Genomic DNA, 25,194 nt, shown 5'->3' with positions numbered 1-25,194 from the left:
GCTCCGCCCGCCTCGGCAGGGGATCGGCCCCGGGACGCGACAGGGCGGTGGCCCCGGAGTCCGTGCTCCGGGGCCACCGCCCTGTCACCGCGGTCTCAGCTCTTCGGCTGGGTGAGGTCGTAGAAGGTCGCGCTTCCCGCGGTGACCTCCTTGAAGTTCTCCTCCACCCACGTGGTGATCCGGGAGGAGGAGCCTTCGCCGCCGCCCATGCCACCGCCGCCCGAGCCGCTCGAGATCAAGTAGTGGATCCTGCCGTCCTCCACGTACTTCTTGAACTGGGCGAGCGTCGGGGACGGGTCGCTGCCGTTGAAGCCGCCGATCGCCATCACCGGGTCGCCGGTGGCGAGCTGGTAGCTGGCGGCGTTCTGCGAGCCGACGGCCGCGGCGGTCCAGGTGTAGGCGTCCGCGTTCTGCTTCAGGAGCGTCGTGGCCTCGGAGTCGACGGAGGCGCCGTTGAGCAGACCGCCCATGCCTCCGCCGCCGCCCGCGCCGCCTTCACCCGGGCCGCCGCCGGGCATCCCGCCCTGCTGACCACCGGGAGCCTGCCCCTGCCCCTGGCCTTGCCCCTGACCGGGGGCGCCGCCGGGCATGCCGCCCGCCGGCGCGTTACCGGGAGCCTGGCCGCCCTGCGCGTTGCCCTGTGCCCGGCCGCCCTGCTGTGTGCCCTGCCCGGGCGGCTGCATGCCACCGCCCTCGCCGCCGCCGGGACCGCCGCCCCGGCCGCCGCCGGGGCCGCCCATGCTCGCGCCCGAGGGACCGGCCGTGACGATCGAGCCCTGGTGCCCCGTGCCGAGCGTGCTGATCGTGTACGCGGTCGGCCCGGCCAGCGACGCCGCCAGACCCAGGCCCGCCACGCCCAGCACGAGCGCCCGGCCCAGCCGTGCGGCGAACAGCAGCCCCACGGCGGCCACGAGGCCACCGATCAGGACGGCCCAGCGCAGCCACGGGAAGTAGTCCGGGGTCCGCCCCAGCAGGACGTACGCCCAGACGGCCGTCGCCGCGACGGTCACACCGAGCGCGGCGCCCGCCCACCACCTGCTCCGCTCCTCCCAGAGGACCGTGGCGCCCATGCCGACGAGAGCCGCGACGTAGGGCGCCAGGGCCACCGTGTAGTACTGGTGGAAGATGCCGGCCATGAAGCTGAAGACGAAGGCCGTCATCAGCAGCGAGCCGCCCCAGGCGAGGAACGCCGCACGGGCCGTGTCGGTCCGCTTCGCCCGCCAGGTCAGCCAGACACCCGCGGCCAGCAGGATCAGCGCGGCGGGCAGCAGCCAGGAGATCTGTCCGCCGATCTCGGAGTTGAACATACGGCCGATGCCGGTCTCGCCCCAGCCGCCGCCCTGCCCGCCACCACCGCCACCGCCGACGCTGCCGGTCTCCTCGCCGTTGATCCGGCCGAGTCCGTTGTAGCCGAAGGTGAGTTCGAGAAAGGAGTTGTTCTGCGAGCCGCCGATGTACGGGCGTGAGGAGGCCGGCCACAGCTCGACGACCGCCACCCACCAGCCACCGGACACGATCATCGCCAGCGCCGCCAGGCCGAGCTGCCCGAACCGCTTCCGGACGGACACCGGCGCGAACACCGCGTACAGCACGGCGAGCGGCGGCAGGATCAGGAAGGCCTGCAGCGTCTTCGACAGGAACGCGAGACCCACCGCGACGCCCGCCCAGACCAGCCACTTCGTCCGGCCGCCCTCCATCGCGCGCAGCACGCAGTAGACGGTGACGGTCATCAGGAGCGCGAGCAGCGCGTCCGGGTTGTTGAAACGGAACATCAGCGCGGCGACCGGCGTCAGCGCGAAGACCACCATGGTGATCAGCCCGGCGGCGGCGCTGAAGCGGCGGCGCACGGCACCGTAAAGGACACCGGCGGTGGCGACGGCCATCAGCACCTGGGGCGCGAGGATCGCCCAGGAGTTCAGCCCGAAGATCCGGACCGAGAGGGCCATCGGCCAGAGCGTGGCCGGGGGCTTGTCCACGGTGATCGCGTTCGCCGAGTCCAGCGAGCCGAAGAAGAAGGCCTTCCAGCTCTGGCTGCCGGCCTGCACGGCGGCGGAGTAGAAGGAGTTGGCGTAACCGGACGCGCTCAGGTTCCACAGGTACGCGAGCCCGACGGCCAGCAGCAGTCCGAGGAAGGCGGGCCTCGCCCAGCGCGGGTCCTCGGGCCTGCCCCGGCGGACGCGCCGCGACAGCGGCTCCCGCCCGCCCGCGGCGTGCGCGGGCGCCCCTGGAGTGCCGGGCGGGGCCTGGAGACGGTCGGAGTGGGTGGCGGCGGTCATCGGGCGTCCCTCAGTTCGTGTGCGGCACCCTGGCGGGCGTCCTGGTGGTCGGTGCGCCGGTCGGGGAAGACCCAGGCACGGAAGAGCAGAAACCGCAGCACCGTCGCCGCGAGGTTGGCCGCGATCAGCACGGCGAGTTCCGTGCCGTGCGACGCCGATCCGGAGGCCGTGCCCAGGGCGGCGAGCGAGCCGCTGGTGAGGGCGAGCCCGATCGCGAAGACGACGAGCCCCTGCGCCTGGTGGCGCACGGCGCCGCCCCGGCCGCGTACACCGAAGGTGAGTCTCCGGTTCGCCGCCGTGTTGGCGACGGCGGACACCAGGAGGGCGGCCGCGTTGGCGAACTGCGGGCCGACGCCCAGCCGGAAGAGGGAGTACAGGACGAGGTAGACCAGGGTGGAGAGCGCGCCGACGACGCAGAACCCGACCAGCTGCCTGGCGAGTCCGCGCGGCACCCCCGGCACGGCCCGGTCGCGCGGGTCGTCCCCGAACGGGCGCGCCAGGCGGTCCAGTGGAAGCGCCCCGGTGGCCAGGGCCCGGCCCACCCGCCAGACCCCCTTGAGGTCGTCGGTCGCGGTCCTCACGATGTGCACGGTGGAGTCCGGGTCGTCGACCCAGTCGACCGGTACCTCGTGGATGCGCAGCCCGGCCCGCTCGGCGAGCACCAGCATCTCGGTGTCGAAGAACCATCCGGTGTCCTCGACCATCGGCAGCAGCCGCTGCGCGACCTCGCGCCGTATGGCCTTGAAGCCGCACTGGGCGTCGCTGAACCTGGCGGCCAGCGAGGAGCGCAGGATGAGGTTGTAGGCACGCGAGATGAACTCACGCTTCGATCCGCGCACCACCCGCGAACTACGGGCAAGCCGCGAGCCGATGGCCAGGTCCGAGTGGCCGGAGATCAGCGGGGCGACCAGCGGCAGCAGGGCGTTGAGGTCGGTCGAGAGGTCGACGTCCATGTAGGCGAGGACCGGGGAGTCCGAGCGGGACCAGACGGTCCGCAGCGCCCGCCCCCGCCCCTTCTCCTCCAGCCGGCACGACCGCACCTCGGGGATGAGGGCCGCGAGCCGGGCCGCCACCTCGGGCGTACGGTCGGTGCTCGCGTTGTCCGCCACGGTGATCCGGAATCCGTAGGGGAAGGTCCGCGCCAGATGGTCGTGGAGGCGCAGCACGCACGTTTCGAGGTCCTTCTCCTCGTTGTACACGGGGATCACTACGTCGAGTACGGGAGCGCCGACCGCTGCGGCCAGGAGATGTTCCCGGGCCGGCAGGGTGCTCCACGGAGTGTCGGTTCGCATGACACCGACACTCGCCAACCGCGCTGTCACATCCGTGTGCTGAGCCTGTGGTCCGTCTGTGAGTGCGCCACGGGGGTTGCAGCCGTACTGTTTTCCCAGGTCAGAGCCTCGCCGACGCCGAAACCGGCCAGCCGGGGCTCGGGGGCGCGGGCGGAGCCGTCCGTGCCTCCCCCGTACACCGCGTCGGCCGGCAGATGGACCGCGAACACCGTGTCGCCCGGCACCGACCGCACCTCGGCCAGCCCGCCGTGCGCGGTGACGACGGCCTGCACGATGGCGAGGCCGAGACCCGTCGAACCGGCGTGCCGGGAGCGCGAGGCGTCGCCGCGCGCGAACCGTTCGAAGACACGCGGCTGCAGCTCGGCGGGGATGCCCGGCCCGTTGTCCTGGACCTCCAGGGTCACCCAGGGTAGCTCCCTGCGCGCCTGCCGCAGACGGACCGTGACCGTGGTCCCGGGCGGGGTGTGCGTACGCGCGTTCGCGAGCAGGTTGACCAGCACCTGCTGGATCCTGGTCGGGTCGGCCGACACCGTCGCGGGCACCTCGGGCAGTTCGAGCCGCCAGTGGTGGGTCGCGCCGGAGGAGCCGTCAGGAGCCCGGTCGGCGACCCGGGCGTCGCTCACCGCGTCGATGACGAGCGGCGAGAGATCGGTGCTCTCGTACGAGAGCGGCCGTCCGGCGTCGAGGCGTGCCAGGAGCAGCAGGTCCTCGACCATGCCCGTCATCCGTTCCGCCTCGGACTCGATCCGCCCCAGGGCGTGCCGGGTGTCGGGTCCGGTGCTCTCCCGTCCGCGGCGCGTCAGTTCGGCGTACCCGCGGATCGAGGCGAGCGGTGTGCGCAGCTCGTGGCTGGCGTCCGCGACGAACTGGCGCACCCGCGTCTCGCTCTTCTGCCGGGCCTCCAGGGCCGAACCGACGTGCCCCAGCATCCTGTTGAGGGCGGCGCCGACCTGACCCACCTCGGTGCGCGGATCGGCCTCCGCGCCCGGCACCCGTTCGAGGAGGGCTACCTCTCCGCTGTGCAGCGGGAGTTCGGAGACCCGGGTCGCCGTGGCGGCCACCCTGCGCAGCGGGCGCAGGGCGACACCCACCATCGCGGCCCCGGCGATACCGGCGGCGATGAGCCCGGCACCGGTGACACAGACCTCGACGACGATCAGGGTGTTGACGGCCTTGTCCACCTCGGCCGTGGGGATGCCGACCAGGACGGAGGTACCGCCGCCCGACGGGACGACCTGCACGCGGTAGCCGCCGAGCCCGGGGAGCTCGACGTCATGGGCCTCGCCGTCCGGGGCCACGTCGGCGGCTTCGAGGGCGTCCTGCTGCGCGCCGGTCAGCTCCTCGGCGCTCTCCCGGGCGTCCGGGCCCTTGATGACCTTCGAGGCGGTGACGGAACCGCCGGACACCACGGCACCGAAGGTGTCGGGGGTGCCCCTGCCGATGAAGGCCAGCGGTTCCTCGGCGTTGCTCTCCGGGCCACCACGGTCGATCGTGCCGCTGCCCGGCGGAGGCTGCTCGGCCACTCTGGCGATGTCGTGCAGCTGGCCGTCCAGCTTCCCGGCCATGTAGCTCTGGAAGGCGATCGCGGTGACCGAACCGATCACGGCGGCGACCACCGCGATGAGTGTCACCGCGTACACGACGAGCCGGGTGCGGAGCGTCCAGGGACGGCGCGTGCTCTTCCCGCTCACGGGGTCAGTCACCCGGCTTGATGAGGTATCCAGCCCCGCGCCGGGTGTGGATCATCGGGGTGCGCCCCGCGTCGATCTTCTTGCGCAGGTAGGAGATGTACAGCTCGACGACGTTGGCCTGACCGCCGAAGTCGTAGTTCCAGACCCGGTCCAGGATCTGCGCCTTGCTCAGCACCCGGCGCGGATTGCGCATCAGGAAGCGCAGCAGCTCGAACTCGGTCGCCGTGAGATGGATCGAGGCGTCGCCCCGGCTCACCTCATGGCTGTCCTCGTCCAGCATCAGGTCACCCACGACGAGCGTCGAATCGCTGCGGACCGAGGCCGTACCGGAGCGGCGGATCAGCCCGCGCAGCCGTGCCACGACCTCCTCCAGGCTGAACGGCTTGGTGACGTAGTCGTCGCCTCCCGCCGTGAGCCCCGCGATCCGGTCCTCCACCGAGTCCCGTGCGGTCAGGAACAGCACGGGCACGTCGGAGAGCTCGCGCCGCAGCCGTCCGAGCACCGCCAGACCGTCCATGTCGGGGAGCATCACATCGAGGATCACCGCGTCGGGGCGGAAGTCGCGCGCCGTACGGAGGGCCCCCGCACCGTCCCCGGCGCTGCGCACCTCCCACCCCTCGTAACGCAGGGCCATGGAGAGCAGCTCGGCGAGCGGGGCCTCGTCGTCCACGACCAGTACACGGATGGGATTGCGGTCGGGCCTGAGCAGTTCTGTACGCCCCTGGGGCGAGGTCGTCGTCATGGCTCAAGCCTGTGAGACGGCCGTGAGAGAGACCTTTCGCCTACCTGTGAATTCCCTGAGAAACGGCGCGCCCCGCCTACCGGAACAGCTCGCTCGCGTTCCCGTGGCAGACCGCCCGCAGCCAGGCGTCGCCCAGCTCCAGCCGCTCCAGGGCGTGCAGCTGGTGGGCGTACGGGTAGGGGATGTTCGGGAAGTCCGTGCCGAGCAGGATCCGGTCCCCCAGATCGGCGAGGCGGCCGCGTTCCGAGGGAGGGAACGGTGTGAAGTCCTCGGTGAAGTCCGTGAACGCCATGGTCGTGTCGAGCCGCACCCCCGGGTAGGCCGCCGCCAGCGCCAGGAACTCCGCGTACTCCGGCATGCCCATGTGCGCCACCACCAGCTTCAGCCGGGGGTGGCGGGACAGCAGCCGCCCGATCGGTTCGGGGCCCGTGTACGCGCCGGGCGCCGGCCCGGAGCCGCAGTGCGTCACCACCGGGATCCCGGCCTCGGCCAGCAGCCCCCACACGGGTTCCAGCAGCGGATCGTTCGGATCGTAGGCCCCGACCTGGAGGTGCGACTTGAAGACGCGCGCCCCCGCCTCGACCGCCTCGCGCACATAGGCTGCCGCATCGTCCTCCGGGAAGAACGTGGCGGTGTGCAGACAGTCCGGCACCCGCGCGGCGAAGTCCGCCGCCCAGCCGTTGAGCCAGGACGCCATGCCGGCCTTGTGCGGGTAGAGCATCGAGGTGAACCGGAGCACCCCGAACGAGCGCAGCAGCGCGAGGCGTTCGTCCTCGTCCCGCCGGTAGGTGATCGGCCACTCGAGACCGGTCAGCGGGCCCGCCGAGTCGAAGTAGGCCCACACCTTGCTGAGCACCCGCTCCGGCATGAAGTGCGTGTGGACGTCGATGATCCCGGGCAGCCCGAGCCGCTGCCGGAACCGCACGACGTCCTCACGGTCACGGTCGTCACCGTTCATCCGCCCCACCTGCCTCGACACATCACCGGGAAAGATCTCCGGCGACGATCTCAGAACAGCCCGTCCTGCACACCACCGCCCCCCAGGGCCACGGTCGGCACACCGGTCCCCGCCCGCACGTCGGCGCCCACCAGGTCCCAGCCGGTGACGAGCCGCGTGTCCAGCACGACGATCCCCTCGTCCACCGTCTCCAGGTGCAGATCGGGCCCGGCCGCGGCCACCAGCCGGCCGGCCACCACCCCGCCGTCCACCAGCCCGGTCACCACCCGCGTCGCCGCCCCCGCACCGTCGAGCCCGAACGCCCCGGCGTGGTCGACGGCCACGCACGGCAGCCGCTCCAGCGCCTCCGGCCAGCCGGCGCCCTCCAGGGCGGCGGCCCGCCCGTACAGCTCCTCGACCTCGGCGGCCCGCTCCGCGACCCCCGGCAGCCCGCCCCGCACCGCACGCTTGCGCGCGTACGGAATCCGGTCGGGCACCCCGAGCGCCGAGCGCAGCAACTCCTCCGTACGCCGGGCGGCCATCAACGGCCCGCGTCCCAGCCAGCTGAACACCACGGCCCCCTGCTCGCGCAGCCGAGCGGCGTCCCGCGACTCCCCCGTGATCCCGACCTTGACCATGCCCGGTCCGAACCAGGCCAGATAGACGCGGTACGTGCGCGGGTCGTCGGCGATCGTGTCCGCCGCCACCGAGTGCGCCCGGTCCAGCCGTGCGCACTCCGCGCACCGCGCCCCCGTGCTCCGTACGGGCACCACGGACCCGACCGGACACGGGTTGCCGCGCGCCCCCACGCAGTGCCGCTCCCCCTCGGCACGGAAGGCGAGCTCCTTCCCGTACGCCAGGACGCTCTGCCGCCCCTGCCCGGGCCCGTCGCTCCGCGCCCAGCCGAGCACGGGCTCGCCCTGGGGCCAGCGCAGACCCGTGCACCGCCAGCCGCTCATGGGCGCCTCCCGGACAGGTGGTGAAAGCCTCCTGGGGCGGGGCTCTCATCGAGGTGTGTACCGCCAGGGTAATTTCACGCGCACGGCCGACCGGCCACACCCGTTCACACCCGGACCGTTGCCGCACTTCGCCGGTGGACGGGCTGTACGGGCCGGCGCGGGGCTAGGATCCGAGCCATGGCTCTGACCGTGGAGGACGTGGACCGGTTCAGGTCCTTCATGCCCCGGCTCGAAGCCATCGCCTACCGCCTCCTCGGCTCCGCGAGCGACGCCGAGGACGCCGTGCAGGACACGTTCCTGCGCTGGCAGGCCGCCGACACGGACCGCATCGAGGTCCCCGAGGCCTGGCTGACGAAGGTCCTCACCAATCTGTGCCTCAACCAGCTCACCTCGGCCCGCGCCCGGCGCGAGACCTATGTGGGCCAGTGGCTGCCGGAGCCGCTGCTCCCGGGGGACCCGATGCTCGGCCCCGCCGAGACCGCCGAGCAGCGCGAGTCCGTCTCGTACGCCGTCCTCGCTCTCATGGAGCGTCTCTCCCCCGACGAGCGCGTGGTGTACGTACTGCGGGAGGCCTTCGGCTACCCGCACCGGAAGATCGCGGAGCTCCTCGACATCACCGAGTCCGCCGCACAGCAGATCCTCCACCGCGCCAGGAAGCACATCGCGGAGGGCAGGACCCGCGCCGAGGTCGACGAGGCCGCCGCCCGGCGGATCGTCGAGGAGTTCATCGAGGCCGCCACCAGTGGCCGGACCGAGCCGCTCGTGCGGCTGCTCACCGCGGACGCCGTCTCGATCGGCGACGGCGGCGGGAAGGTCCCGGCCCGCACCAGGCCGTTCGAGGGCGCCGTCGCGGTCGCGAAGTTCCTGCGGGGCCTGTTCACACCCGGCAAGGCCAAGCGCGACCTGGCCGGCGGCTCACCCGGGGTCTACGTCACGACCGCCAACAACGGCCCGGCCCTCGTCGCGGTCGTCGACGGCCGGGTCATCGGCGTCATGTGCCTGGAGATCACCTCCGAGGGCATCACCGCGATCCGCGCCCAGGCCAACCCCGACAAGCTCGAACGCGCGACCCAGCGGTGGGCGGCCTCCGACCACGGGGAGCCCCTGCTCCACCTCTACTGATCGCGACGTGATCTGCTTCACACCGCACTCCTGTCAGGAAACGGCGGGCTGCCCGGTTCAAGGGGCAGACCCGCGCGAGACAGGAGCAGGGAAATGAAGCACCGCATCATCGTTCTCGGAGCCGGATACACCGGTGCCAGCGCCGCCGGCCGACTCGCCAGGCGACTGCGCCGCGAGGACGTCGCCATCACCCTCGTCACCGCCGAGCCCGACTTCGTCGAGCGCGTCCGGATGCACCAGCTGGCGGCCGGCCAGGAGCTCAGGCCACGGCCCTTCAGCCAGATGTTCGCGGGCACCGGCGTCGAGTTGAAGCTCGCGAAGGTCACCGGCCTGGACGTCGACCGGGGGACGGTGGCCGTCGTCGACGCGAACGGCCCCGGGGAGCTGGAGTACGACAGCCTCGCGTACGCCCTCGGCAGCGGCTGGAACACCCAGGGCGTCCCCGGCACCGCCGAACACGCCCACGAGATCGCGGGCCGCCCCGGAGCGCTCCGGCTGCGTGAGCGCCTGGCCCGCCTGGACGCCGGCCAGCCCGTGGTCGTCGTCGGAGGCGGCCTCACCGGCCTGGAGGCCGCGACGGAGATCGCCGAGGCCCGCCCGGACCTCGATGTCGCGCTCGCCGCCCGGGGCGGACTCGGCGACACCCTCTCGGCCAAGGGCAGGCAGCACCTGCGGAAGGTCTTCGACAGGCTCGGCATCACGGTGCACGAACACACCGCCGTCACCGGTGTGGAGGCCGACCACGTCACCACCGCCGACGGCACGTCCGTCCCGGCCGCGGTCACTGTGTGGACCGCCGGTTTCGCGGTCCACCCGATCGCGCGGGCCACCGCCCTCGATGTCTCCGACTCCGGTCAGATCGTGGTCGACGGAGCCATGCGCTCGGTCTCCCACCCGAACGTGTACGCCATCGGGGACGCGGCCCTGGTGAAGGGCCCCGGCGACAGCCCGCTGAGGATGTCCTGCGCCTCGGGCATCCCCACCGCATGGCAGGCCGCCGACTCCATCGCGGCGGGCCTGACCGGCGGCAAGCCCCCGAACACACCGCTCCGCTACTTCAACCAGTGCATCTCCCTGGGCCGCAGGGAAGGCCTGATCCAGTACGTCACCGCCGACGACCGGGCGGTCCGGGCAGCCCTGACCGGCCGGCTCGCCGCGCTCTACAAGGAACTGGTCTGCAAGGGCGCGGCCTGGGGCGTCGCCAACCCGACCTTCGGCCTGCCGGTCCGCCGCCGCCGTGTGCTCCAGGGCAGTCGGCGGGAAGTTGCGGACACGAAAACCGGGCATGACGCCCGCCATTGAGTCCGTGTTCTCCCAGTGACCGGAGGTACGGGGAACGCTAGAGGCCCCCTGGACGGTGTCCAGGGGGCCTCTCAGTGTGTGCACTCGGCAGGATTCGAACCTGCAACCTTCTGATCCGTAGTCAGATGCTCTATCCGTTAAGCTACGAGTGCGTTTCCTCGGCCTGAGCCTCGGTCCCGCCTCCCGGGCTTTTCTGCCCCGTCGGCGTTGCGAGAACAACATTACATGACCTGCGCCGGGACGCGAAATCCATTAGCCAGACCGTCCCTGACCTGCAGAAACGATCTTCTGGGACAGGTTTCCGAGGGCCCTGAACGACCGAAGCCCCACGCCTGGGGCGTGGGGCTTCGGGTTCCTGCGGAGGCGGAGGGATTTGAACCCTCGATGGGCTTTAAGACCCAAACCGCATTAGCAGTGCGGCGCCATAGACCGGACTAGGCGACGCCTCCAGCACACTCCGCGCGAGCGCGGATGGTGCGTGCAGATGATGACACAGTCGAGCGCGCTGTCACCAATCGCCGCCCACGGTACTAGGCGGGTGGGCGGCGAGGCAAAGCGCCCTGCGGTGGGTGTGCCGGTCCCGTATACCCCTGGTGCGACCGTTCGGGTGTTCGAGGATGCGCGGCTGTTCCGGTCGGCCCCCCATGAGTTGCGCAACGTGCGGGCGTAAGGAGCGTTAGAGAGGACGAGGGCTCCGCCCTCCGTCCGTCACCCCCGTGTGTCCGGGCGCGCGCCTCCATCATCCGGCGCGTACCGGAGCAGGCCGGCGCGCCCCTGGGCGCGCCAGAACAACAGGAGCCCCGCATGCTGCGCCGTCTCACCCTCACCGCCGTCGCGTCCCTCGCCGTGCTCACCGCCGCCGCGCCCGCCGCCACGGCGGTGTCCCCCCTCGTACCGCTGCCTCCACTCCCCGTGCTCCAGGGCGACTGGCCGACGGCGCAGGACGACGCGGAGACCCGGCTCACCGTGACCGTCTCCGAGTCCGGCAACCCGGCTGCCGACGGAGTCTTCGAGCTGGAGTGCGGCCCGGCGGGCGGCAGTCACCCCGAGGCGCAGCGCGCCTGCGACCTGCTGGATGAGGCCGCCGAGTCGGGGGACAACCCCTTCGTCGCCACGGACCGCAACGCCATGTGCACCCAGCAGGCCGGCGGACCGGCCGCCGCCCGTGTGCAGGGCACCTGGCAGGGCGAGGACGTCGACGCGCGCTTCAGCCGGGCCAACGGCTGCGAGATCTCCCGCTGGAACAACCTCGTGCCGGTGCTCCCCTCCGCGAGGTAGCTGGTTCGGCGGGGCGTGCGCCGGGGACTTCAGCCGGTCGGACGGCGCACACCGGGGCGCGCACAGGCCGCCCCGGACGCCCTGCAGGCCGGGTTCCGGGGGCGTTCCAGGCAGTCTCCGGGCGCATACCGGAACTCATAGGCGCATGTCAGAGGGGGCGCTCGCCGTCACACCGCGGGACACCGGCGTACACCGTGTGCACAGAACCTTGGTGAGAGCTCCCCCTCATCCGCCGCCCGCCATGCGCTCCCTGCCTTTAGACTCCTCCAGTGACAGCCTGAGGCCCGAGGGGCAGGATGGGGCCCGCTGTCGGCAAGGTGCGGTATTCAGGGAGGAAGCGTCTCGTGAGCAGCAGGCCATCCCGAGGCGCTGCTCGCCTCGCAGCCATACTCGACGCCCTCCCGGACGGGCTCCTGCTCGTCAACTGCAACGGCACGGTCGTCAACGCCAACACCATCGCCCTCGAAATGTTCGAGACCCCGGGCACCGCGCTCGTGGGCCGCGGACTGCTCGATCTGCTTCCGGAGTTCGACTCCAGGCTGATCCCGGGGTCGATGCGCAGGCCGGACGCTGCGGACGAGCAGGGCAGGACCAAGCCGACGCGGATGACCGCGCGCCGGACCGACGGCACCGAGTACCCGGTCGAGGTCACCAGTGCCTCCCTGGACAGCGGCCAGGCCGGATACAACGACATCCACTCCAACTTCACCGGCGACGAGTTGCTCATGCTCGTCGTGCGGGACCTCTCCGGCACCGTCGACACCGAGGCCGAGCTGGCCCGTTCGCAGCGCCAGACCGAGATGATCCTGCGGGCCGCCTCCGAGGGTGTCGTCGGAACGGACACGGACGGCCGGGTCGTCCTCGTCAACCCCGCCGCCGCCCAGATCCTCGGCTTCCGGGCCAGCGACCTCGGCGGACAGGAACTCCACCCGCTGATCCTGCACTCACGCGCGGAGGGCGGCCCGTTCCCGTACGAGGAGTCGCCGCTCGCCGACACCCTGCGGTCCGGCCGCAAGCACCGCGTACGCGGGCAGGTGCTCTGGTCCAAGAGCGGCGGTCAGGTCCCGGTGGACCTGACGACCGCCCCCGTGCGCGACGGGGACCAGCTCGTCGGCGCCGTGATGACGTTCACCGACCGCAGGCCCTACGAGGAACTGTCGCAGCAGCACACCGACGAGGTCTCCGGCCTGACCGACCGGCACGCCGCCGAGATCGCCCGGCTCACCGAGAGCCACCGGGCCGAGATCGCCGAGCTCACCGAGAGCCATCGGGCCACAATCGCCGAGCTCACCGAACGGCACGCGGCGGAGTCCGCCGACCGGACCGAGCGGTACGCCTCCGAGCTGGAGGAGCAGACGGAGCGTCTCACCGGACTCGAAGCGCGGCACACCCAGTTGACCGCCGTGCTGGGCGAGTCCCTGCGGGGTCCGCTGGAGGAGCTGCGCGGCGAGCTCTCGGCCCTCGCCGCCGATCCGGCCGGCCAGCTCTGGCCCGAGGCCAACCAGATTTTGCATCACCTCGCAGCGGGCTACGCGCGCATGACGACGCTCGTCGACAACGTGCTGAGCTATCAGCGCCTGGACACCGGCGCCGAGGAGCTCGTCAAGCAGACGGTGCTGCTCGACGCCGTGGTGACCGCGGGCATCGACGGCGCCGTCGAGCTGATCGGTCCCGGACGCGCCCAGTTCGCCGTGCACGCCCCGCCGATCGAGGCCGAGGTGGACGCCGGCCGGCTGGTCACGGCGCTCGCCCATCTCGTCGCCGACGTGGCCGGTGTCGACTCGACCGGCAAGGCCCGGCCGGTGCCGGGCGGCGGCTACGTCGACTCGACGGTCGTCGTGGCCGCGGCGCAGCGCGGTGAGGTCGTACGGATCGAGGTGCGCGGGCCGTTCGCCGGGGGTGACCCGGTGCACGTGCCGATCGTGCGCGGGATCGTGCGTGCGCACGGCGGTGTGCTCCAGACGCACGAGATGGCCGGGATGAGCGGCAGCGCGTACGTCCTCGAAGTGCCGCTCGGCACGGGCGCCGGGACCGTCGTACCCGAGCCGCTCCCCGTGCCCGAGGCGGCCGCCGTACCGGAACCCGCCCCGGAATCCGCCCCGGAGCCCGCCCCGCAGGGCGGTCGGCGCCGGGCGCGCAGGGCGTCGACGGACGCGTTCCTGGACAGCCCCGTGGACGCGGGTCCGGTTGGTACGGAGTCCGGTGACACCGCGGCGGCGGAGCCGACCGGCCGACGCAGGGCCCGCCGCGAGCCCCCGGCCGCGCAGGAGCCGCAGCAGGAACAGGACATGACCCCGCATCGGCTGAACGAGGGCTCGGGGCGCAGGCGCGGCCGCCCCAGCCCCGCGGAGACGGGTGGCGAGCCCCGGCAGGCGCTGGCCCTCCCGGCGGCGGCCTCCGCCCCCTCGGAGGGTTCCGTGGTCACGGCCGCCGAGGGCGCGCAGGGCGGTGGCGGACGCCCGCAGCGGGGGCAGACGGTGCCGCCCCAGGGAGTGCCGCAGAACGCCTCCGGACGCCAGGGCGGCGGCCGGGCGGCGCTGCCCGCCCTCGCCTCGCCCGAGGCCCCCGCACAGCAGGACCGGTCGCGGCCGGACCAGCCGGCGCAGCAGCCCGGAGGGCGACGGGCCCGCCGGGCTCTCGCCGCGGCACAGGAACGCGCCGCCGCGGCCGAACCCTCCGGGCCGCGCACCGCGTTCGCCCTGCCGCCCGCCGATGCGGACCGCGTCCCGCCCGTGGCGCCTGGCACGCCGGTCGCGGCACCGCCCGCCCCTGCCCCGGCCCCGGGCTCGCCCGCCCCGCAACCGCCCTCGCCCGCCCCGTCCGGTGCTCAGTCCACCCCGGCCGGTGCTCAGCCGGTCCCGGCCGGGGAGGGTCCGCTGCCCGAGCGCCACGACGCCGTACGGCACGCTCCCGACGCGGACCACACCCCGCCGCAGCCCCACCCCGTCCCGTCCGGCCGCCGGAGGGCACGGCCCGCCGAGACACCGGAGACGCAGGCACGGCCGGGTCATCCCGTTCCGGGACAGCCGCTGCCCGCCGTTCCTCCGCAGCCCGACTGGGCGCAGGGCGGCGCCCCGGTGCAGGGTCCGGTCACGTCGGCGCACGAGGACGACGCGAACCCGGACGGGGACGAGGCCTGGACAGGCCCCGGCAGCACCACCCACACCACGGGTACCGTCGCCGCCCCGGCCGCCCCCGCGGCGGAACCCGCTCCCGAGAGCGGGCCGCACCCGGCGGACAGCGACGCGCCGGCCCCCGTACCGGACGCGCGGCGCCAGCCGCTGCCCGCCGAGGCGCCCATGCCGGCGTCCTCGGACTCGACCCAGGGCCGCGCCTTCAGCGTGCGGACGCTGGGGCAGGGCGTGCCCTTCGCGCAGCACCTCGCGCACCAGCAGAACCAGACGCTGGGCGGGGCCGGGCGACGCCGTAAGCTCGCCGCCCCGCCGGAGGCGGAGCGGCCCGCCCCGCCCGCCGTGGCTCCCGTACCGCCGCAGCCCGCCCCGGCCCCCGTACCGCCGCAGCCCGGCGGTGCGCAGGGCAGCACCGTGCAGGGCTCCGGTTCCGGCCGGCTGCTGTCCACACCGGCGTCCGAGGGGCGCGCGTACGCGATAGGGGCCCCGGACGCGGGGGCCGAGGGGCCGGAGCCGCTGGACGGCCCCGGTGGCGCCGTCGAGGTGGCGAACCGTCCGCAGCCGCAGCCCGTCGACGACGAGCTGCCCCCGGAGCCGCTGGACAACCCGCGGCGGCTGCTCGTCTGGCCCGCCCCGGACGTCTCCACCCAGCAGGCCCTCAGCGACCGTGGCTACCGTCCGGTGATCGTGCACTCCCGCGAGGAGGTGGACGCCCAGATCGCGGCATTCCCCGCCGCGCTGTTCGTCGACCCGCTGACCGGCCCGATCACCCGTACGGCCCTGCAGTCGCTGCGTCAGGCGGCCGTAGCGGCGGAGGTCCCGGTGCTGGTGACGGCCGGCCTGGGGCAGGCGACCAGAGAAGCGGCGTACGGTGCCGACCCGGCCGTCCTCCTCAAGGCGCTCGCCCCGCGCGACAGCGACCAGCATCCGCCGCGGGTCCTGGTGATCGAGGAGCACGAGGAGATCGCGCTGGCGCTGACGGAGACGCTGGAGCGGCGCGGCATGCAGGTCGCCCGGGCGTCGGGCGACAGCGAGGCGGTCGACATCGCCACGCGGATGCGGCCGAACCTGGTGGTGATGGACCTGATGCAGGTACGCCGCCGGCGCGCCGGGATCATCGACTGGCTCCGCGCGAACGGCTCGCTGAACCACACCCCGCTGGTCGTCTACACCTCGGCCGGTATGGAGGAGGCGGACCTGCCGCGGCTCGCCTCCGGTGAGACGGTGCTCTTCCTCGCCGAGCGCTCCACGAGCGACGAGGTGCAGTCCAGGATCGTGGATCTGCTGGCGAAGATAGGGACGAACTGACGCCCGGAGGTCACCGGGCGCGTACGAAGAGGGCGCGCAGGAAGAGGGCGGTTACGGCGAGGGCGGTACGGGAAGACCCGTACCGCCCTCGCCGTACGCCGTGCTCCGGGCTGTCGGCCCGGATCAGAGCTGCGTGACGTCCAGCTCGCCGTCCGCGTACTGCCTGCGGATCACCTTCTTGTCGAACTTGCCCACGCTCGTCTTGGGCACCGCCGGGACGATCGTCCAGCGCTCGGGCAGCTGCCACTTGGCGACGGACTGGGCGAGGAAGGTCCTGAGCTCCGCGTAGTCGACGGTGGCGCCCTCCTTGAGGACGACGGTCGCGAGGGGACGCTCGCCCCACTTCTCGTCGGGTACGGCGACGACCGCTGCCTCGGCCACATCAGGGTGCGCCATGATCGCGTTCTCCAGGTCGACGCTGGAGATCCACTCCCCGCCGGACTTGATGACGTCCTTGGCCCGGTCGGTCAGCGTGAGGTAGCCCTCGTCGCTGATCACGCCGACGTCTCCGGTCTTCAGCCAGCCGTCCTCGCTGAACTTGTCCTCGGGGCGCAGTGCCCCGCCGTCCGTGCCGCCGTAGTACGCGGCCGCGATCCACGGGCCGCGCACCTCCAGCTCGCCCGCGGACTCCCCGTCCCACGGCAGGTGTTCCCCTCCAGGACCGGTCAGCCGCGCCTCGACCCCGGCCGGGAACCGGCCCTGGGTGATGCGGTACGGCCACTCCTGTTCCTCGGTCAGACCGGCGGGCGGGTTGGACATGGTCCCGAGCGGGGAGGTCTCCGTCATGCCCCAGGCGTGGCAGAGGCGGACGCCGAGCTTGTCGTACGCCTCCATCAGGGAAGGCGGACACGCGGCGCCGCCGATGGTGACGCGGGCCATGGAGGAGAGGTCGCGCGGCTTGGCGGTGACCTCGGCCAGCAGCCCCTGCCAGATGGTGGGGACGGCCGCCGCGTGCGACGGACGCTCCTGCTCGATCATGTCGGCGAGCGGAGCCGGCTGGAGGAAGCGGTCAGGCATGAGCATGTTGACGCCGGTCATGAACGTCGCGTGCGGGAGCCCCCAGGCGTTCACGTGGAACTGCGGCACGACGACCAGTGTCGTGTCCTTGTCGGTCAGCCCCATCGACTCGGCCATGTTGATCTGCATGGAGTGCAGGTAGATCGAACGGTGGGAGTAGACGACGCCCTTGGGGTCCCCCGTGGTGCCGGAGGTGTAGCACATGGCGGCGGCCTGGCGTTCGTCGAGCTCGGGCCAGTCGTAGGAGACCGGACGGCCGGCGATCAACTGCTCGTACTCGTGCACCCGGGCCGTGGCACCGTCGAGCACCGAGCGGTCGCCGGGCCCCGACACCACCACCTGCTCGACGGAGGGCAGGTGGGGGAGCAGCGGTGCGAGCAGCGGCAGCAGCGAACCGTTGACGAGGATCACCTTGTCGTCGGCGTGCCCGACGACCCAGATCAGCTGCTCGGCGGGGAGCCGCAGGTTGAGCGTGTGGAGGACGGCGCCCATCGAGGGAATCGCCAGATATGCCTCGACATGCTCGGAGTTGTTCCACATCAGGGTCGCGACGCGCTGGTCGCCGTCGACCCCCAGGTCGTCCCGCAGGGCGTGCGCCAGTTGCGCGGCCCGCCTGCCGATCTCGGCGAAACTCCGCCGGTGCGGCTCCGGGTCGCCGGTCCAGGTCGTCACCTGCGACTTCCCGTGGATGGTCATCCCATGGGTCAGGATGCGGGTCACAGTCAGCGGTACGTCCTGCATGGTGCTCAGCACGGCGTCCTCCCGGTGGGCGCTACGCGGCGGTAAGGGTGCGCTGATTCTGCTCACATACCACGCGGTATGTCACTACTTCCGGGAGTACGAATCGGTGTCGGCCCGCAGGAGGGGGCCGTGCGAGGGCCTGCGCGAAGGGCACGTGCCGCCGGCGTGGCCTGCCGGTCAGCGGACCGGGGTGAGCTCCGGATCCTCACGGAGCTTCCCGAGGGCCCGCGACACGGCACTCTTGACCGTGCCGACGGACACGCCGAGCACCTCGGCCGTCTGGACCTCGCTGAGGTCCTCGTAATACCTCAGGACGACCATGGCGCGCTGGCGGTCGGGCAGCTTGAGGACGGCACGCCACATCGCGTCGTGCAGCGACTGCTGCTCCGCGGGGTCCGGCGCGGGCGCGGTCTCCTTCTCGGGCAGTTCCTCGCAGGCGAACTCGTCGACCTTGCGCTTGCGCCACTGCGAGGTCCGGGTGTTCACCAGGGCCCGGCGGACGTATCCGTCGAGGGCCCGGTGGTCCTCGATCCGCTCCCAGGCGACATACGTCTTGGTGAGCGCGGTCTGCAGCAGGTCCTCGGCATCGCTCGGGTTAGCGGTGAGGGAACGGGCGGTGCGCAGCAGCACGGGGCCTCTGGCCCGCACGTACGAGGAGAACGACGGATATCGGCGGTGTCCGGCGGAGGCGGCGACCGCCCTGGAGGCCCCGGTGCAGACTGGCGTGGTCATAACTCCACGCTAGGAGCGGGCACGGTCGAGGGGATCGGCCCCAGGTCCCGAAGCCACGTCCGCCTCAGGTTGTAGGGGCCGGACGGGCCCCACCTCCTGAAGGTGGAGGGCGGGGCCACATTGCGTCAGGGTCCCCACCCCGGGGTACGCCCCCCGCCCGCACCCCGGGCGGCCCGTGCGGCAGCGGCGGCGTCGCGGCCGCACGGGCCCCTCGGTCAGTTCACCCAGAGCGGCGTGAAGGTCACATAGACGTTGTAGGTGGACTGGTCGATGTACGCGAAGGGCGATTGGCTGACCTGCACCGTATTGCTGTGGTTGGAGGCACCGGCGCCGACGGCCTGCTGCTGCGAGGTGGACGAATTACCGGAGTTGTCCCCGCCGACGCCTCCGTTCCCCACGGTCGCCACCCCCGCGTTCGATCCGTCACTCGCGAACGCACCGTTGTCGGCCACCGCCACCCCGCCGAACAGGACGGCGGCGAGGGGCAGGGCGGCGACGACGGCGAGGGCGCGAGCGGTACGGATACTTGCCATGTCAATTCCTCCAGGAACCGGGAACGCTGCTTGAAACGACCGCTTGATACGGCTGCTTGATACGGCTGTGTCCGAAGCAGTTGGCCGACCGCCTCGGTGCTGGTCACGACGTCGCGGAAGCAGAACTGCCCACCGCGTCCCCGGCGAACCGCCCATGACGCGCGATTCCCCCGCACGTATGACGAAGACCCGATAAACCTCCCGCACGAGGAAAGGCGTTCCGCCTCGGGCGGACCTGCCCCCCTTCCCTTCTTCGAACGCTTGTACGAAAATAACTCCATGGCCACCACCGACCGGCAGACCGCCACCCTGGCCCTGGCCCACGCGCTCTCCGCCGCCGAGCGCGGGCTACCCGTCTTCCCGCTGTCCGCCACCAAGCTCCCCGCCCTGCGCTCACCGCACCGCGACGAGGCCACTCCCGTGCACTGCCGGGGCGCCTGCGGGCTGCCCGGACACGGGGTGCACGACGCGACCACCGACCCGGCCGCCGTCCGCGCCCTCTTCGCCGCGGCGCCCAGGGCCACCGGGTACGGGATCGCCTGCGGGCGGATGCCGCACCGGCTCATCGGCATCGACCTCGACATCGACACCACCCACGGCAACGACTCCGTCGCCGCGCTCCAGCAACTGGCCCTCCAGCATCTGTTCACCATCCCGGCCACCGTCACGGTGCTCACCCCCAGCGGTGGCCGCCACCTCTGGCTCACGGGCCCGTCCGGCGTCTCCGTGCCCAACTCCGCGGGCCGCCTCGCGCCCGGTATCGACGTACGCGGAGCGGGCGGCTACCTGGTCGGCCCGGGCTCGGTCACGACCCACGGCAGATACCGGCTCGCCCCCGGCACCGCCCACCTCGCACCCGCCCCCTGCCCCCGCGCCCTCCTGCGCCTGCTCACGCCCCCACCACGCCCCCACCGCACCACCGGCCGGCTCTCACCCGGCCGACAGGGAGAGGGCCTGGTCCAGTTCGTACGCGCCGCCCACGAGGGCCAGCGCAACACCCGGCTGTTCTGGGCGGCCTGCCGCGCGTACGAACACGGCTTCGGCGACGACCTCGCGGACGCCCTCACCGACGCGGCGATCGGCACCGGCCTCACCGAACAGGAGGCCCGCGCCGCGATCGCCTCGGCCGCACGACTGACGTCCCCGCGGCGGAACCTCTGACGGCCGCATCACCACGGCGCGCCCGGCGGCGGCCAGGAGCGCGAGCGGCCCCGCACCTGTCGACAGGTGCGGGGCCTGACCCCGGAAGATCCCGGGGGCGTTGCTGCGGTCCGGAGACGCCCTACTGGTCCTGGGCGACCGTCCGGCGCCGCTTCCAGAGGACCAGCCCGCCGCCCAGAGCCATCAGCGCGGCCGCGATGCCCGCGATCAGGCCGACGGGGGTGTCGGAGCCGGTGTGGGCGAGGTCACCGCCCCGGCCCGGACCGGTGCCCCCGCCGGTGCCGCCGCCCGTGGCCGGCGGGGTGGACGGGGCGGGCCCCGGGGTGGTCGGCTTCCCGGTCGGCTTCTCGGTCGGCTTGCCCGGACCGGTCGGGGACGGAGTCGGGTCCGGCTCCGGTTCGTCACCGCCGCCACCGACATCGGTCGACTCGGTGTTGCCGCCCAGGAGCAGCACATTGCCGTCGTCGTCCCGGGCGTTGTCGGTCAGGGTCTTCACCGACGTCTGCGTCTGCACCGGAAGGTTCGGGTGCTCGGCGGTGAACCGGGTCCCGCTGATGTTCCGCTTGGGCTGCTTGGAGAAGTCGACGCCGCCGACGATGTAGACCATCACGCCTTCGGCCGTGTCCACGTCGTACTGGAACTCCCCGTTGAGGAAGACGTCGCGGTACTTCTGGAACAGCTCGTTCTTGTCCCAGTCCTGGTTCGGCGCCCGCAGCGGCCACGCCTTCACGTCGTTGCTGTTGATGACCTTGCGGTAGTCGGTGGCCTCCTTCGCGTCCTGGAGACGGACCCACTCCGCCGCCACGCGGGCGGTGTAGACGCGGCGTAGGTCCGCGTACTGCGGGGCGGTGTTGATCGTCTTCTCGACCTCGGGAACGATCAACCGGTCGATCGCCTGCTGCGCCTGGTCGCGCTCGGCCTCCGACGGATCGCAGATCTGCTCGCCGCCGGGGTTCGTGTCGAAGTCCTGCGGGGTGGACTTGAGCTGCAGGGGGGCGTCGAGGATGTAGATCCCGCCGTCCTGCTCGCGCACCGACGCGGTCTCCGGCTCGATCCAGTTGCGGATCCCCGCGAAGCACGGCCGGCCGTCCACCTTCGGCAGCGCGTCCCAGAACCGCTCGCCGAGGTCGGTCTTCGGGTCCATCGCCTTGAAGAAGTCGTGCTTCATCTGCAGATCGGCCTCCAGGAGGATCCGGCCGGCATCGGTCTTCCCGAACTGCTCGTCCATGACCCGGTCGGGCTCGTCCGGGTTGAGGTTCACCCAGAACTTGTCCGGGGTGAGCGCCAGCCACGTCAGGAAGGCGTCCGAGATCAGCTGTGCCTTCTCCTTACCGCCCCAGCCGGACTGCTCCTCGGGGTCCTCCTCGGCGGAGAATCCGTAGTCCAGCCCCTTGCCCTTGACCGGCTTGCCGACGTAGCGCAGTTCCAGCGTCGTGAAGTCCACGCCACCGAGGCTGCGCGGGGAGAGCCGGCTGGGGTCCGCCGCGTTCTTCCGGTTCAGGAAGTCGCCCATGGTCTTGGGCGTCGGACGGGACTCGCGGATCAGGTCGTTCGCCCCACCGCCCGTGACGGCGGGCCTGCCCGGTGCCTGCAGGGCGGTCGACTTGGCGCGTACACCGCCGCTGGGGGCCTTCTCGACCTTGTCCGACCGGTAGTTGTACTCAGTGACCCGTCCCGGCGCGTTCTTGCTCAGCTCGTTCTTGAGATTGACCGCCGACTGCTTCTGCTGCTCCCCGTAGACGTACTTCATCGAAGTGTTCTTCCACTTCGGGTCCTTGGACCACGCCCTGTCCTTGGGGACCTGCTTGGGGTCGGGCTGCCCGTTGGACTTGATCTCCAGGATCTGCCCGGTCCGCGTGTTGTACGCGTCGAGCTTCCTCCGGTACTTCTTGCCGGTGTCCGGGTCCTTGAACTCCACCTCCTTCTGGCACATCCAGTCCGGCCCGGTCAGCGCGTGGTCCTTGATGACCTTCTTCTCGAACGCCTTGCCGCGCGGGTCGTTGCCCGCGTTACGGATCAGACGGACGTCGCGCCAGTGGGTCCAGTCGTCCCACGTCCCGCTCGGATTGGACTCGCGTGCCCGCAGCCAGGTCCAGTAGATGCGGTCGACCGGCTTGGACTTCGGCGGCTGCTTCTCCAGGTCCATCAGCCGGTCGATGTCCGCGTCACTCGGCCTGGGGAGTCCGTCCCACTGCTTGGCCGGGTTCTCGTACTCGTACGTGTCCCAGTAGGCCTTGGCCCGGGAGGCGTCGGCATCCGGGAGTTCGAGGATGGCCTCGAGGTCGTCCGCGAGGTCGTACAGGTCCTTGCACGGAATGCCGGGATCCAGCTTCTGCGCCGGCGCGGGAGCCGCGCCGGCGGAACCGGCCAGACCGGGCAGGCCGCCGAGGAGGAGGCCCGCCGCCGTGAGGACGGCAGCGGCCGAAGCCAGCCGCGCCCTCACACGTAAACGTATCGCTTTCACGGTTGTCGTCCCTGCTCATGGGGGGCTGGGGACAGGAGCGGGGCGGTGTGAGCCCCCGTGACATGACACCGCCAACAACTCACACTAGGGCGGCAACTCCGTTGCGCAGCAAGCCTTTTGGGGCGCGACACGCCGAATGTTTCCTGATGGTGTCCTGCCCGGGAGACCCTAGGCTCCCCCCATGAGCCCTCGCCTGCGCGTCGCCTGGCGGCAGTCCACCCTCCGGATCATCCGCGTCCACCCGCCCGTCCCCGCCCCCTACGACCAGCACACGGTCCATGCCGCACCGGCGCACGACCCGGTCCGCGCCCGCGCGGTCGTCGCCGGACTCTCCACGGTCGCGTCCGTCGCCGAGGAACTCGAACCCGTGCTGCGCCGGGACGACACCGGCCCGCGGTACACGGACGAGCTCGACCTCGTCACCGTCGGATGCTGGGGCGGCATCGTGCAGATCAGCGACCCGGCCTTCGGCGAGGACGGCGTCCTCTCCTCGAACCTCGACGCGGCCTTCACGGCCCAGGTCGCCGCCCACCCCGAGGCCCGTATCACCGCGGTCTGCGAGATGTACTCGGCGGAGAGCTACGGCAAGTACCTCGCCCAGGTCCCGGGCCTGCCCCGCCTCTCCGCGGACGGCTGGGACGACCAGGACACCACCGGCAGCCTCTCGGAACTCCTCCGGGCCGCCGGCCTCGCATCCCCCGACAGCGACGAGGACGACGACCCCTACATCGACGCCGAGACACTGGACCCCCTCGCCGGCGGATTGCACTCCGTCTACGCCGGGGAGAACCTGCTGGTCTCCCGCTTCCGGGTCACCCGCACCGAGGAGGTCAGGGAAGCGCTCGACGATGTCTGGCGCGAGGACTGACAGCACCGGGCGGCCCGCCGGGACGGGCTATCCGAGGCCCCTGCCGGGGCCGCCGCGGGCGGGAAGGCAGAACCGGCCGGATTCGAACCGGCGTCCTCGCGGTTTTGGAGACCGCGCGCGACGACCTCTGCGCTACAGCTCTGCCCGCCGTCATCCTACGGACTCCCCCTGCCGCCCTGAGCGCTGTTTTCCCTCACCGCACCGAGGCGGAAGGAACGACCCCCAGCTGCTCGCAGAGAGCCGGCATCGGGCAGGAAACGCTCAGCACAGGGCCAACCCGTCGAACTGCGGCGCGAGACCACGCTTGGTCTTGAACTTCTGACCAGGCTTGAGGGTGTTGCAGTCGGAATCGGGGGCGAAGGACCACACGACCTTGACCCGCTTCGTCGTGGAGCACTTGTTCGTCACATAGGCCGTCTTCGAGATGGTTCCCGTGTCGACGTTGACCTTGACGCACGTGGGGGCCGCGGCACTCGCCTGGACGCCGCCGGTGGACGCGGCGTGGGCCGTACCGCTCATGGCCAGCAGGGCGGCACCGGTGACTCCGACGGCTATGAACCGCTTCGCACGCGAAGAGTTTCGCACTCGACATCTCCTGTTTGTTGCTGGTGGGACTGCTGTGCACAGTAGGCCAGCCACGAGGCACTCCTCCCTCCCTGTTGCAAGGCTCTGACATCCATACAGCGAGACCGCAACCCGCCCGTCCCGACGCGTACATGGGTAGTCACGGAACGGCTCGCTGACGATGCGGCAGCGCTACGGACAAGACGAACTGCCCCGTGCCGGGCACGACCATGCCGGCTCCGGTCAAGGAGCGGACGGGTGGGCGAAGACCAGGCCGGCCGTTGCGTCGCAGCGAGCTGGGGACCGCTCAGCATCTAGCCGCGTGCCCCTTCCGTGTCCGGTGGGGCGGCGAGCCAGGGGCCGGGGCAGGGCCGGGAATGGCGAAGTCCCCCGACCGTATCGCCTGGTCAGGGGACTCTGCGCGCTGCGGTGGGTGTGGGATTTGAACCCACGGTGACTCGCGCCACGACGGTTTTCAAGACCGGTCCAGGTGTCACAGCTGCAAGCCACTGACCTGCAAAAACGCGCCTGGCCAGACCGACAAGCGGGCCACCTGGCCCGAGGTTGGCCGGGCGCGCTCCATGACCCGGCCCTCCACCGGCTCCGGCCATCGCTCGGAGTCGCTAGGCGGATTGTCCTAACTTCCCATTCGTCAGTACGGACGGATCAGGTGTGGGGCCGTCAGGCGAGCCCTAGGGTGCGGTCATGAAGTGGATACTCACAGTCCTCGCCACGCTCGGGGGCTTACTGCCCATCGCCGCGGTCGTTTGGGGATGGCGGTCAACTCGCAGGGAGTACAGGAAATTGGTGGCCGATCTTGACGCCATTGATGGCGTGATCAATGCACCGCCGGAGAATTACCCCAACGGTCAGTCCGCCGCCATGTACGCGATCCGCACGCCGAAGTTCAACTTCGGCAGGACGACGTACACCTACGAGTGGGTACAACGCCTGATCTTGGAGCAAGCCATGGCTGATCTGCGCGGTCCCGCCTGGCTGGCCGGCGCGGGGGTCCTGGCTGGCACAGTAGCCAGCGTCTGGTCGACATGGACGTAGCCCCAACTCGACAGCGGACA

At 71.9% G+C, this 25,194-nt stretch carries 18 protein-coding genes and 3 tRNA genes; 7 read left to right on the top strand and 14 right to left on the bottom strand.

Features of this window, described 5'->3' with window-relative positions; genetic code table 11:
* Positions 1–95: 95 nt before the first annotated feature.
* The 6 genes from AB0P41_RS09295 to AB0P41_RS09270 all read right to left on the bottom strand — a co-directional run bounded on the left by AB0P41_RS09295 (position 96) and on the right by AB0P41_RS09270 (position 7,897).
* Complete coding sequence (locus AB0P41_RS09295) at positions 96–2,276, bottom strand: glycosyltransferase family 39 protein (RefSeq protein WP_365931092.1); 2,181 nt, start codon at positions 2,274–2,276, stop codon at positions 96–98.
* A complete protein-coding gene (locus AB0P41_RS09290; protein WP_356708890.1) occupies positions 2,273–3,568 on the bottom strand; it encodes a bifunctional glycosyltransferase family 2/GtrA family protein in 1,296 nt (431 codons plus the stop codon). The genes AB0P41_RS09295 and AB0P41_RS09290 overlap by 4 nt, the downstream gene beginning before the upstream one ends.
* A 26-nt stretch (positions 3,569–3,594) precedes the next feature.
* A complete protein-coding gene (locus AB0P41_RS09285) occupies positions 3,595–5,259 on the bottom strand; it encodes a HAMP domain-containing sensor histidine kinase (RefSeq protein WP_365931089.1) in 1,665 nt (554 codons plus the stop codon).
* 4 nt (positions 5,260–5,263) lie between these two features.
* The gene (locus AB0P41_RS09280) at positions 5,264–6,001 is read right to left on the bottom strand and encodes a response regulator transcription factor (RefSeq protein ID WP_365931087.1); all 738 of its coding nucleotides are present in this window, start codon (positions 5,999–6,001) and stop codon (positions 5,264–5,266) included.
* A gap of 76 nt (positions 6,002–6,077) precedes the next feature.
* Positions 6,078–6,959, bottom strand: a complete 882-nt coding sequence (locus AB0P41_RS09275; RefSeq protein ID WP_365931086.1) for an amidohydrolase family protein — start codon at positions 6,957–6,959, stop codon at positions 6,078–6,080.
* Between the two features lie 50 nt (positions 6,960–7,009).
* Positions 7,010–7,897, bottom strand: a complete 888-nt coding sequence (locus tag AB0P41_RS09270; protein ID WP_356708898.1) for a DUF2797 domain-containing protein — start codon at positions 7,895–7,897, stop codon at positions 7,010–7,012.
* 177 nt (positions 7,898–8,074) lie between these two features.
* Between AB0P41_RS09270 and AB0P41_RS09265 the strand changes: the two genes are divergently transcribed.
* Together AB0P41_RS09265 and AB0P41_RS09260 are read left to right on the top strand one after the other, a co-directional pair.
* Positions 8,075–9,019: an RNA polymerase sigma-70 factor gene (locus tag AB0P41_RS09265; protein ID WP_365931083.1), complete on the top strand. Its 945-nt coding sequence runs from the start codon at positions 8,075–8,077 to the stop codon at positions 9,017–9,019.
* A gap of 93 nt (positions 9,020–9,112) precedes the next feature.
* Complete coding sequence (locus AB0P41_RS09260; protein WP_365931081.1) at positions 9,113–10,321, top strand: FAD-dependent oxidoreductase; 1,209 nt, start codon at positions 9,113–9,115, stop codon at positions 10,319–10,321.
* 79 nt (positions 10,322–10,400) lie between these two features.
* Here the strand turns inward: AB0P41_RS09260 and AB0P41_RS09255 are convergent.
* Positions 10,401–10,473, bottom strand: a tRNA-Arg gene (locus AB0P41_RS09255).
* Positions 10,474–10,679: 206 nt separating this feature from the next.
* Positions 10,680–10,770 (bottom strand) — tRNA-Ser (locus tag AB0P41_RS09250).
* Positions 10,771–11,125: 355 nt separating this feature from the next.
* On the opposite strand from AB0P41_RS09250, the gene AB0P41_RS09245 reads away from it, so the two are divergent.
* Positions 11,126–11,599: an SSI family serine proteinase inhibitor gene (locus AB0P41_RS09245; RefSeq protein ID WP_356708904.1), complete on the top strand. Its 474-nt coding sequence runs from the start codon at positions 11,126–11,128 to the stop codon at positions 11,597–11,599.
* A 344-nt stretch (positions 11,600–11,943) separates the two neighbouring features.
* Entirely contained in the window at positions 11,944–16,038 is a 4,095-nt protein-coding gene (locus AB0P41_RS09240) for a PAS domain-containing protein (protein ID WP_365931079.1), read from the top strand.
* Positions 16,039–16,161: 123 nt separating this feature from the next.
* Here AB0P41_RS09240 and AB0P41_RS09235 read toward each other — a convergent pair whose 3' ends face one another.
* The 3 genes from AB0P41_RS09235 to AB0P41_RS09225 form a co-directional block, all read right to left on the bottom strand.
* The gene (locus AB0P41_RS09235; RefSeq protein ID WP_365931077.1) at positions 16,162–17,808 is read right to left on the bottom strand and encodes a long-chain fatty acid--CoA ligase; all 1,647 of its coding nucleotides are present in this window, start codon (positions 17,806–17,808) and stop codon (positions 16,162–16,164) included.
* 165 nt (positions 17,809–17,973) lie between these two features.
* Positions 17,974–18,528: a SigE family RNA polymerase sigma factor gene (locus AB0P41_RS09230; protein WP_356708910.1), complete on the bottom strand. Its 555-nt coding sequence runs from the start codon at positions 18,526–18,528 to the stop codon at positions 17,974–17,976.
* 215 nt (positions 18,529–18,743) lie between these two features.
* A complete protein-coding gene (locus AB0P41_RS09225; protein WP_356708912.1) occupies positions 18,744–19,061 on the bottom strand; it encodes a hypothetical protein in 318 nt (105 codons plus the stop codon).
* 279 nt (positions 19,062–19,340) lie between these two features.
* Between AB0P41_RS09225 and AB0P41_RS09220 the strand changes: the two genes are divergently transcribed.
* The gene (locus tag AB0P41_RS09220) at positions 19,341–20,222 is read left to right on the top strand and encodes a bifunctional DNA primase/polymerase (protein ID WP_365931074.1); all 882 of its coding nucleotides are present in this window, start codon (positions 19,341–19,343) and stop codon (positions 20,220–20,222) included.
* Positions 20,223–20,343: 121 nt separating this feature from the next.
* Here the strand turns inward: AB0P41_RS09220 and AB0P41_RS09215 are convergent, their stop codons facing one another.
* Positions 20,344–22,665 (bottom strand): LAETG motif-containing sortase-dependent surface protein, encoded by a 2,322-nt coding sequence (locus AB0P41_RS09215; protein WP_356708915.1) that lies wholly within the window; start codon positions 22,663–22,665, stop codon positions 20,344–20,346.
* A 202-nt stretch (positions 22,666–22,867) separates the two neighbouring features.
* Between AB0P41_RS09215 and AB0P41_RS09210 the strand changes: the two genes are divergently transcribed.
* Positions 22,868–23,554: a DUF6333 family protein gene (locus AB0P41_RS09210; RefSeq protein WP_365931072.1), complete on the top strand. Its 687-nt coding sequence runs from the start codon at positions 22,868–22,870 to the stop codon at positions 23,552–23,554.
* Between the two features lie 67 nt (positions 23,555–23,621).
* Here the strand turns inward: AB0P41_RS09210 and AB0P41_RS09205 are convergent.
* A tRNA-Trp gene (locus tag AB0P41_RS09205) sits at positions 23,622–23,696 on the bottom strand.
* Between the two features lie 119 nt (positions 23,697–23,815).
* Positions 23,816–24,139, bottom strand: coding sequence for a hypothetical protein (locus tag AB0P41_RS09200; RefSeq protein WP_365931070.1), 324 nt, complete (start codon positions 24,137–24,139; stop codon positions 23,816–23,818).
* Positions 24,140–24,823: 684 nt separating this feature from the next.
* On the opposite strand from AB0P41_RS09200, the gene AB0P41_RS09195 reads away from it, so the two are divergent.
* Positions 24,824–25,174, top strand: coding sequence for a hypothetical protein (locus tag AB0P41_RS09195; protein WP_356708921.1), 351 nt, complete (start codon positions 24,824–24,826; stop codon positions 25,172–25,174).
* Positions 25,175–25,194 lie beyond the last annotated feature (20 nt).

Source organism: Streptomyces sp. NPDC079167 (assembly GCF_040686735.1).
Taxonomy (GTDB): Bacteria; Actinomycetota; Actinomycetes; order Streptomycetales; family Streptomycetaceae; genus Streptomyces.
Note: the sequence above shows the minus strand (reverse complement) of the source record. Positions and strands in the feature narration are given on the sequence as shown.

Excerpts from the sequence above, each read along its gene's own strand:
- AB0P41_RS09225 (WP_356708912.1), bottom strand. The coding sequence starts at position 19,061 with ATGGCAAGTATCCGTACCGCTCGCGCCCTCGCCGTCGTCGCCGCCCTG.
- AB0P41_RS09210 (WP_365931072.1), top strand. The coding sequence starts at position 22,868 with ATGAGCCCTCGCCTGCGCGTCGCCTGGCGGCAGTCCACCCTCCGGATC.
- AB0P41_RS09195 (WP_356708921.1), top strand. The coding sequence starts at position 24,824 with ATGAAGTGGATACTCACAGTCCTCGCCACGCTCGGGGGCTTACTGCCC.
- AB0P41_RS09280 (WP_365931087.1), bottom strand. The coding sequence starts at position 6,001 with ATGACGACGACCTCGCCCCAGGGGCGTACAGAACTGCTCAGGCCCGAC.
- AB0P41_RS09245 (WP_356708904.1), top strand. The coding sequence starts at position 11,126 with ATGCTGCGCCGTCTCACCCTCACCGCCGTCGCGTCCCTCGCCGTGCTC.
- AB0P41_RS09265 (WP_365931083.1), top strand. The coding sequence starts at position 8,075 with ATGGCTCTGACCGTGGAGGACGTGGACCGGTTCAGGTCCTTCATGCCC.
- AB0P41_RS09295 (WP_365931092.1), bottom strand. The coding sequence starts at position 2,276 with ATGACCGCCGCCACCCACTCCGACCGTCTCCAGGCCCCGCCCGGCACT.
- AB0P41_RS09270 (WP_356708898.1), bottom strand. The coding sequence starts at position 7,897 with ATGAGCGGCTGGCGGTGCACGGGTCTGCGCTGGCCCCAGGGCGAGCCC.
- AB0P41_RS09260 (WP_365931081.1), top strand. The coding sequence starts at position 9,113 with ATGAAGCACCGCATCATCGTTCTCGGAGCCGGATACACCGGTGCCAGC.
- AB0P41_RS09230 (WP_356708910.1), bottom strand. The coding sequence starts at position 18,528 with ATGACCACGCCAGTCTGCACCGGGGCCTCCAGGGCGGTCGCCGCCTCC.
- AB0P41_RS09275 (WP_365931086.1), bottom strand. The coding sequence starts at position 6,959 with ATGAACGGTGACGACCGTGACCGTGAGGACGTCGTGCGGTTCCGGCAG.
- AB0P41_RS09290 (WP_356708890.1), bottom strand. The coding sequence starts at position 3,568 with ATGCGAACCGACACTCCGTGGAGCACCCTGCCGGCCCGGGAACATCTC.
- AB0P41_RS09220 (WP_365931074.1), top strand. The coding sequence starts at position 19,341 with ATGGCCACCACCGACCGGCAGACCGCCACCCTGGCCCTGGCCCACGCG.